Here is a 7,812-nt window from a genome sequence, read left to right on the forward strand (position 1 = left end):
GGCGTGCCTCGCGTTCAACGACCTGCTCGCGATCGGCATGCTGCGCCGCCTCGCCGAACGCGGCGTCCGCGTGCCGGAGGATCTGAGCGTCGTCGGCTGCGACGACATCTTCGGGGCGGACTTCTGCCACCCGCCGCTCACGACCATCACCGCGCCGATCGCCCATGCGGGGCGCGCCGCGGTGAAACTGCTGCTCGAACAGCTCGGCGGTCAGGCTCCGCGGCGCAGCGCGACCCTGCCGACGCACCTCACCATCAGGGCGTCGACAGGGCCGGCGGCACCGGTCAACTCGAGAGCAGAGCCGAGCGGCGCGCGAACGGCTTCGCGATCGCCCGCCACCCGAGCAGCACCACGCCCGTGAAGACGAGCGCGACGATCACGAACGGCAGCGCGACCCCTTGGCCGCTCACGAAGCGCAGCAGCATGCCGACACCGATCGTGACGAGCCAGATCGGGATGCCCGACGAGCGGATCGCGAACGGGCGACGCCACGCGAGGCTGACCGCCCAGCCGAGCAGCGTGCCGACGAGGAACGGCCATGCCGTGTGGGCGACGCCCAGGAAGCCGAGGTCGTAGCCATGGATCATGCGCCCCACCATCGTGAAGGCGGTCACCAGGGCCAGGTCGAGGAAGATCGCGGGCACGAGCCACGGGCTCGGGCCGACGCGACGTGCGGACGTGATCTTGTATACGGTCATGTATGCATGATTGCATCTATAGCTCGGAGAATGCCGAGAGCGGGTGGCGTGGCAAGGTTCGGCAAACGTTTGTTCCCGCGGATGCCTGCTGCTTGACTGCCCCGCATGAGCGCGCTGTCACCGCACCCCGACCGCTTGTTCCCCGCAGACCCGGCCACCCGGCAGGTCGCCCGCCGCCTGTACGCCGAGGTGGCGGCCGCGCCCATCCTGTCGCCGCACGGGCACGTCGATGCGCGAACTCTGCACGACGACGAGCGGTTCCCCGACCCGGCGGCGCTCTTCATCGCCCCCGACCACTACGTCACCCGCCTGCTGCACGCCCAGGGCGTCCCCCTCGACGAGCTGGGCGTCGGTGCGGGCGGTGCCGACGGCCGCGCCGTCTGGCGCCTGCTGTGCCGGCACTGGGACGCGTTCCTCGGCACCCCCGTACGGTTCTGGCTCGAGAGCGAACTCGCCGAGGTGTTCGGCATCGAGGAGCAGCTGGACGAGGCATCCGCCGACCGCATCTACGACGAGCTCGAGGCCCGCCTCTCCGAGCCCGGGTTCCGCCCGCGCGCGCTGTTCGAGCGCTTCAACATCGAGGTGCTCGCCACGACCGACGACCCCGCCGACGACCTGTCGGCGCACCTCGCGCTGCGCGAGGATCCGGCGTTCCACGGGCGGGTGGTGCCGACGTTCCGCGCCGACCGTTACATGACGCCGGGTACCGCGGCGTGGACACCCGCGCTCGAGGCGCTCGCCGAGGCATCCGGAATCGACACCGGCAGCTACGCCGGGCTGCGTGACGCCCTGCGCAGCCGGCGCGCGTTCTTCCAGACGGCGGGCGCGACGGCCACGGACACCGGGGTGCTCATCGCCGACGCGACCCCGCTCGACGACGCGGATGCCGAGCGGATCCACCGGGCGGGGCTCGCCGGCGAGGTGAGCGCCGGCGAGGCCTCGGCCTATCGCGCCAACCTGCTCTATCGCTTCGCCGAGATGTCCGTCGACGATGGGCTCGTCATGCAGCTACACGCGGGCGTGTACCGCAACACGCACCGCCCGACCTTCGACCGTTTCGGCCCCGACACGGGCCACGACCTGCCCGCCGTCGGCGCCTACACCCTGCCGCTCGCGCCTCTGCTCGCCGACTTCGGCACGGCGCCCGGGTTCCACCTCGTGCTGTTCACCGTCGACGAGACACTGTTCAGCCGCGAGATCGCACCGCTCGCGGGGTTCTACCCGAGCGTGTTCGCCGGGGCGCCGTGGTGGTTCCTCGACTCTCCCGCCGCGATCGCCCGCTATCGGGCGGCCGTGACCGACTCGGCCGGCTTCGCGAAGACCAGCGGCTTCATCGACGACACTCGCGCGTTCTGCTCGATTCCGGCGCGTCACGACATGTCACGACGGGCGGATGCCGCGTACCTCGCGTCCCTCGTCGTGACGCACCAGCTCAGCGAAGACGACGCGCTCGAGGTCGCCCGCCGACTGGTCGACGAGCAGCCCCGGGCCGTCTTCAAGCTCTGAGACGCCGCCTTCACGCTCTGAGACGACGGCGCCTAGTCGCCCGAGGGCACCCCCGAACTCTGCAGAGCCGCCGTCTCGTGGAAGTCCGAGTAGCTGAGGGTGTCGGCCTGCGCCCCGATCAGGCCAAGCACCATGTGCCCCTGCCCGAGAAGTGTCATAAGCGCCTCGAGCGTGAGCGGGTTCGCCTGGAGGCTCTTGTCGAGCCCCTCGCCGTCGCCGTACTTCGTGCCGATGCGGTCGATCCAGATCACGGCGTGACCCTTGAGCGTCATGCCGTGGGTGTCGAGGTTCACCAGTTCCTGCCGGTTGGAGGAGTCGAGGTGGAAGTTGCCGATCGTGAGCTCGTCGCACTCGACGCGGATCGCGGTCGCCCGGGCGCCGTTCGCCAGCGGAACGGTGACGATGCCGACCTGGCTCGGGCCGGCGATCCTCAGCGTGTCACCCCAGGTGTTGGCCGACGGGGTCGTGAAGATGCCGTGATCGTTGTCGGCGCCGATGGCGACGAGCGGCGTCTGCGTCGTCGGGTCGCTCGGTGCGGGCGCGGTCGTCGTCGGCGTCTGGCCGCGGGCCGGAACCGAGCCGCCGCTCTGGCCAGGGATCTGGACGGAGGTGCCGCCGCTCGGATCGGGTTCGATGAGGGACCCGCCCGAGCCCGAGGATGGGGTGGGGCTCGGGGCGGGAGTCGTGGAGCTCGGCGTGGGTGTGGGCGACGGCGAGGGGTCCGGCGAGCAGAAGATCAGCAGCACGCAGCCCGATTGCACGGCGGCCGGCTCAGCCGCCCGCGCCTGCTGCGGAGCCGCTGCGGCGAGCGCGACCGTCAGCGCGGCGACGGCCGCTGCGGTACCCCCACGCATCACGCGACGGCGACGCGGGGTGTCGGGCCCCGGGGTCTCGTCGCCCGAGGCCGAGGGCGTGCGCAGCGAGGGCGGGATCACCGGCTCCGCATGGCCCTCGCCGTGAAGCACCCGCGAATGGGCGGGTTCCTGGCGGGCGGGTTCTGGCGAGGCATCCGCCCGCATCGCCTCTGCCTGGGTCTTCGGCACCCACGCGACGACGAGGATGCCGCCGACCGCCGACAGCAGCATGCCGATGATGAAGCCGCCGAGGTTCACGCCGATCAACGAGTACAGCGACAGCAGCAGCGCGATGACGCCGTAGAAGATACGGTGCACCGGCATGAGTGCGATGAGGATCGCGAGAAGCACCAGAATCGCCGGGACCACCAGCGCCTGCAGACCCTCGAGCCCCAGCTGGATGTGGATCTTCCCGATGTCGAGCTGGCCAGAGAAGAACTCCTCGATGCCGCCGATCGCGATCAGCACCGCGCCCCAGAACGGGCGCTCTCGGCGCCAACGCGCGAAGGTGGCGCGTCGTGTCGTCACGAGTCGCGTGCCTTACTTGCCGGGGCAGCCGCTGCCGTCGGTCACGACCTTGAGGTGCATGTTCGACAGCGCCAGGGTGCCGGCCGTCGTGCTGTAGGCCGTCTGCGAGAAGTTCTTCAGCGTGATGCCCTCGGAGTCCTGAGCGAAGTCGCCCGCGGAGCCCTTGGCGCTGGTGACGACCGAGGCGGCGTCGGTGCCGATGCGGATGTTGCTGAACACCGCGTCGCCCTTGAGGTCGGTCATGCCGATCTGCAGGTTCTGGGCCTTCACGGGCGCGCCGGCCTGGTCGCCCGCCGTGATGACCAGCCCGACCTTGCCGAGCGGGGTGTCGGTGACGACCTGCTGGCACAGGTTCGCGATCGTGGCGCTGCCGATGTTCGCGATGGCAACCGGGACCTGCTTTCCGTCCTGCAGCTTGGCGACGCCGCCGTACTGCGAGAACGAGGTGCCGTCGAGTTCGGTGCCGCCCATGGTGAAGGACTGACCCGAGATGGAGAACGAGACCGGCACGGCCCCCTGGGCGACCCCGCCCATGACGACCGCCGCTGCGATTCCCACCGGAACGGCGACCATCGCGATGCGCCCCCCGCGCGACTTCACGATGCTCTTGAAGTTCATTGCTCCCCCTTTGGAACGGTGGCAAGACCACTCTGTCTTGCCCTGTTGAGGTTACAAGCCTATTGACAACCGGTCAAATAAGGGGCGGGCGAGTGCGGCGGATGCCTCAGGCGCGGGATTGCGCCGAGGCGAGGTCGACCACCGCGAGGCAGCTGCGCTCGAGGAACACGACCAGCTCGTCGTGGCCGAGCTCATGGTTCACCGCGCCGTCGACCAGAGCCTGCTCGGCGAGTGACACCCAGGCGCGCAGAGCGACGTACAGCCGCGAGCTCGGCGCGACGCCGAGCTCGCCGAACATGACCGACAGCCGCTCGGCCTGGGCCGAGCGCACCTCGTCGACGATCGTGCGCACCGTCTCGTCGCCGGACGCCGCCCCGCGAACGAGCGAATAGAACGTCTGCCGGTGGTCGCGCGCGAACGTCACAAAGCGCTCGAGCGTGTCGTGCAGCCGCTCGGCCGGGCCGAGCTCGGGCCGCGGCTCGGTCGCGCGCATGAGGCTGTCACGCGCGGCGCGCACGAGCTCGTGGTGCAGCCCGGTCTTCGAGCTGAAGTAGTAGAACACCAGCCCGCGCGAGACACCCGCCTCGGCCGCGAGGAACTCGATCGTGACGTCTTCCAGGGGCCGGTCGGCGAGCGAGTTCACGCCCAGAGCGATCAGCTGCTTGCGTCGCTCCTCGGGCGTCATGCGCGTGCGGCGCTCGGTGCCTGGCATCCTCTGAGCCTACCGAGCGCCGGGTGGGCGCCCGCTGAGGCGTCGCCTCACTCGCAGATGATGTCACCCGGCGCCGGCGCTGCGATGTCGACGGGCTGGTCTGCGGCGAGCGCGTCGCGGATCTCGGCGACGAGCTCGCCCACCGGGCGGGCGATGTCGAAGACCCCGCCCCGCTCGTCGGCGCCGAGCGGCTCGAGCGTCGCGAGCTGCGAATCGAGCAGGGTGGTCGGCATGTATTCGTGATGACGGCCGGCGAGACGCTCGGCGAGCAGCTCGCGCGTTCCGCTCAGCAGGGCGAAGTACGCGTCGGGCGCGTACTCGCGCAACAGCTCGCGGTAGGTGCGCTTGAGCGACGAGCAGGCGATGATCACGCCGTCGCCGACCGCCAGGCGCTCGCCGATGCGGCGCAGCCACGGCCAGCGGTCGTCGTCGGTGAGCGGGATGCCCGCCGCCATCTTCTCTTTGTTGGCAGCCGGGTGCAGGTCGTCGCCGTCGATGAAGATGCGACCGGATGCCGCGGCGAGGCTCTCGCCGACGGTGCTCTTCCCCGATCCGCTGACGCCCATGAGAACAATCGGTTGCAGTGTGACAGACGTCGCGGAATCCATGTCTCTATTCTGTCTAGGCTGAGCACATGACAGAGCAGTCCGTGGCAAATATCGGTGTCGTCGGCCTTGCGGTGATGGGGTCGAACCTCGCCCGCAACCTCGCCTCGCGCGAGGGCAACAAGGTGGCGGTCTTCAACCGCTCGTGGGAGCGCACCGAGACGCTGATCACCGAGCACCCCGAGGCGGGCTTCGTCGCCGCGCACGACTACGAGGAGTTCGCCGCGTCGCTGGCGCGCCCACGCACCGCGATCATCATGGTGCAGGCGGGCAGGGGCACGGATGCCGTGATCGACGAGCTCACGAAGGTCTTCGAGCCGGGCGACATCATCGTCGACGGCGGCAATGCGAATTTCCACGACACGATCCGCCGTGAGCAGGCGATCCGCGAGACGGGCATCCACTTCGTCGGCACCGGTATCTCCGGCGGCGAAGAGGGCGCGCTCAACGGCCCGTCGATCATGCCCGGCGGCTCGGTCGAGTCGTACAAGACGCTCGGCCCGATCCTCGAGTCGATCGCCGCCCGCGCCGAAGACGGCGAGCCGTGCGTGACCCACGTCGGCACCGACGGCGCGGGCCACTTCGTGAAGATGGTGCACAACGGCATCGAATACGCCGATATGCAGCTGATCGCCGAGGCCTACGACCTGATCCGCCGCGGCACTGGCAAGACGCCCGCCGAGATCGCCGACGTCTTCGACGAGTGGAACACCGGCGAGCTCGAGTCCTACCTCATCGAGATCACGGCCCAGGTGCTGCGCCAGACCGACGCCGAGACCGGCAAGCCGCTCGTCGACGTCATCCTCGACGCCGCCGGCGCCAAGGGCACTGGCGCATGGACCGTGCAGAACGCACTGGACCTCGGCGTTCCCGTCTCCGGCATCGCCGAGGCCGTGTTCGCCCGCTCGCTGTCCTCCAAGGCCGATCAGCGCGCGGCCGCCGCCGGCGTGCTGCCCGGGCCCAACAGCGAGGCCTGGAAGCCCTCCGACCCCGACGCGTTCATCGAGGACGTGCGCCAGGCGCTCTACGCCTCGAAGATCATCGCCTACTCGCAGGGCTTCGACGAGATCATCGCCGGCGCCGAGCAGTTCGGCTGGGACATCAAGAAGGGCGACATCGCGAAGATCTGGCGCGCAGGCTGCATCATCCGCGCCCGGTTCCTCGGCCGCATCACCGAGGCCTACGCCGAGGACCCCGACCTCGTGGCCCTGGTGCTCGCGCCGTACTTCCGCGACGCCGTGACCGCCGCGCAGGGCGCGTGGCGCCGCGTCGTCGTCTCGGCCGCCGAGGCCGGCATCCCCAGCCCCGCGTTCTCGTCGTCGCTGGCCTACTACGACGGGCTGCGCGCCGAGCGCCTGCCCGCCGCCCTCGTGCAGGGGCAGCGCGACTTCTTCGGCGCGCACACCTACAAGCGCATCGACAAGGACGGCATCTTCCACACCCTGTGGTCGGGCGACCGCACCGAGATCGAGACCGAGCCGAGCTGGCACTAGCCGCGGCCCCTCTCGCCCTCATCGGCCGATCGCGCGGCGACAGTAGACGCGGGAAAGACGCCTTCTTTCCGGCCGCTATTGTCGCCGCGCGGCCGTAGCGGCCCGCGATTCCGGCACGTAGTGTCGCCCGGCCGCGGCACGCACGTTCGGCTACAGGTCGAGGGCCTTCTGATTCCGGTCTTCGCGGTGCTCGAGGACGCGGCGCATGAGCACTGAGCCCGCGACGGCGACACCCAACGGGGCGAGGAACTCGGGCGAGGCATCCGTCAACTCGAACACGATCGCGAGCGCCATGAGCGGCGCCTTCTGGCTTGACGCGAGCAGCGCCGCTCCCCCGACGATCGCGAACGCGGCGACGGGCGAACCGGGCCACATGAGCGCCCACGCGACGCCGATCGCCGCGCCGCCGGCAGCGCCGAGGGCGATCGCCGGCTGCAGCACACCGCCGGCAGCACCCGAGCGGATCGTGAGCAGCGTCAGGACCGACTTGGCGGCGAACCCGATCACCAGAACGCCGACGGCGGCCCAACCCGTCGAGTCGAACGCGTACTGGCCGAGCGCGCGCCCGTTGCCCATCACCTGCGGGAGCCAGATGCCGACGACGGCGACGATGACGGATGCCGCAGGCAGCAGCCACAGCACAGGCAGACCCGCGGGCTTGCGGCGCTCGGCCCACGCCGTCCAGTGCGCGAACCAATAGCCGAGGAAGCCGAACAGCGGGCCGAAGATCAGGGCGAAGACGGCGAGCGACCACGAGGTCTCGGCGCCGTGGACCGCATAGAAGGCGTGGCCGCCCTC

9 protein-coding genes are annotated in these 7,812 nt (G+C 70.3%); 3 read left to right on the top strand and 6 right to left on the bottom strand.

Features of this window, described 5'->3' with window-relative positions; translation table 11 throughout:
* The coding region (locus ACM2XV_RS10215; RefSeq protein ID WP_487026854.1) for a substrate-binding domain-containing protein at window positions 1-361 on the top strand (361 nt) is incomplete at its 5' end.
* Here ACM2XV_RS10215 and ACM2XV_RS10220 read toward each other — a convergent pair.
* Window positions 285-698, bottom strand: a complete 414-nt coding sequence (locus ACM2XV_RS10220; RefSeq protein ID WP_487026855.1) for a DUF3054 domain-containing protein — start codon at window positions 696-698, stop codon at window positions 285-287. The genes ACM2XV_RS10215 and ACM2XV_RS10220 overlap by 77 nt on opposite strands.
* A 105-nt stretch (window positions 699-803) precedes the next feature.
* Here ACM2XV_RS10220 and uxaC point away from each other — a divergent pair, with 105 nt between their 5' ends.
* The gene (gene uxaC, locus ACM2XV_RS10225) at window positions 804-2,204 is read left to right on the top strand and encodes a glucuronate isomerase (RefSeq protein ID WP_487026856.1); all 1,401 of its coding nucleotides are present in this window, start codon (window positions 804-806) and stop codon (window positions 2,202-2,204) included.
* A gap of 32 nt (window positions 2,205-2,236) precedes the next feature.
* Here uxaC and ACM2XV_RS10230 read toward each other — a convergent pair whose 3' ends face one another.
* From ACM2XV_RS10230 to ACM2XV_RS10245, 4 genes are all read right to left on the bottom strand, one after another.
* Complete coding sequence (locus tag ACM2XV_RS10230; RefSeq protein WP_487026857.1) at window positions 2,237-3,586, bottom strand: DUF6114 domain-containing protein; 1,350 nt, start codon at window positions 3,584-3,586, stop codon at window positions 2,237-2,239.
* A 12-nt stretch (window positions 3,587-3,598) separates the two neighbouring features.
* Window positions 3,599-4,204 (bottom strand): DUF6230 family protein, encoded by a 606-nt coding sequence (locus tag ACM2XV_RS10235; protein WP_344773798.1) that lies wholly within the window; start codon window positions 4,202-4,204, stop codon window positions 3,599-3,601.
* A gap of 106 nt (window positions 4,205-4,310) precedes the next feature.
* Window positions 4,311-4,916, bottom strand: a complete 606-nt coding sequence (locus ACM2XV_RS10240; protein ID WP_487026858.1) for a TetR/AcrR family transcriptional regulator — start codon at window positions 4,914-4,916, stop codon at window positions 4,311-4,313.
* A gap of 47 nt (window positions 4,917-4,963) precedes the next feature.
* Window positions 4,964-5,482: a gluconokinase gene (locus tag ACM2XV_RS10245; protein ID WP_487026859.1), complete on the bottom strand. Its 519-nt coding sequence runs from the start codon at window positions 5,480-5,482 to the stop codon at window positions 4,964-4,966.
* Window positions 5,483-5,550: 68 nt separating this feature from the next.
* Here ACM2XV_RS10245 and gndA point away from each other — a divergent pair, with 68 nt between their 5' ends.
* On the top strand, window positions 5,551-7,014 hold the full coding sequence (gene gndA / locus ACM2XV_RS10250; RefSeq protein WP_487026860.1) for an NADP-dependent phosphogluconate dehydrogenase: 1,464 nt from the start codon (window positions 5,551-5,553) through the stop codon (window positions 7,012-7,014).
* A gap of 150 nt (window positions 7,015-7,164) precedes the next feature.
* Here gndA and ACM2XV_RS10255 read toward each other — a convergent pair.
* The coding region (locus ACM2XV_RS10255) for a chloride channel protein (protein WP_487026861.1) at window positions 7,165-7,812 on the bottom strand (648 nt) is incomplete at its 5' end.

The sequence above is a fragment of the Gryllotalpicola sp. CP2-P1 genome (assembly GCF_057512245.1).

What these genes read in the sequence shown, in the direction of transcription:
- ACM2XV_RS10220 (WP_487026855.1), bottom strand. Translation starts at nt 698, where the DNA reads ATGACCGTATACAAGATCACGTCCGCACGTCGCGTCGGCCCGAGCCCG.
- uxaC (WP_487026856.1), top strand. Translation starts at nt 804, where the DNA reads ATGAGCGCGCTGTCACCGCACCCCGACCGCTTGTTCCCCGCAGACCCG.
- ACM2XV_RS10235 (WP_344773798.1), bottom strand. Translation starts at nt 4,204, where the DNA reads ATGAACTTCAAGAGCATCGTGAAGTCGCGCGGGGGGCGCATCGCGATG.
- ACM2XV_RS10240 (WP_487026858.1), bottom strand. Translation starts at nt 4,916, where the DNA reads ATGCCAGGCACCGAGCGCCGCACGCGCATGACGCCCGAGGAGCGACGC.
- ACM2XV_RS10245 (WP_487026859.1), bottom strand. Translation starts at nt 5,482, where the DNA reads ATGGGCGTCAGCGGATCGGGGAAGAGCACCGTCGGCGAGAGCCTCGCC.
- gndA (WP_487026860.1), top strand. Translation starts at nt 5,551, where the DNA reads ATGACAGAGCAGTCCGTGGCAAATATCGGTGTCGTCGGCCTTGCGGTG.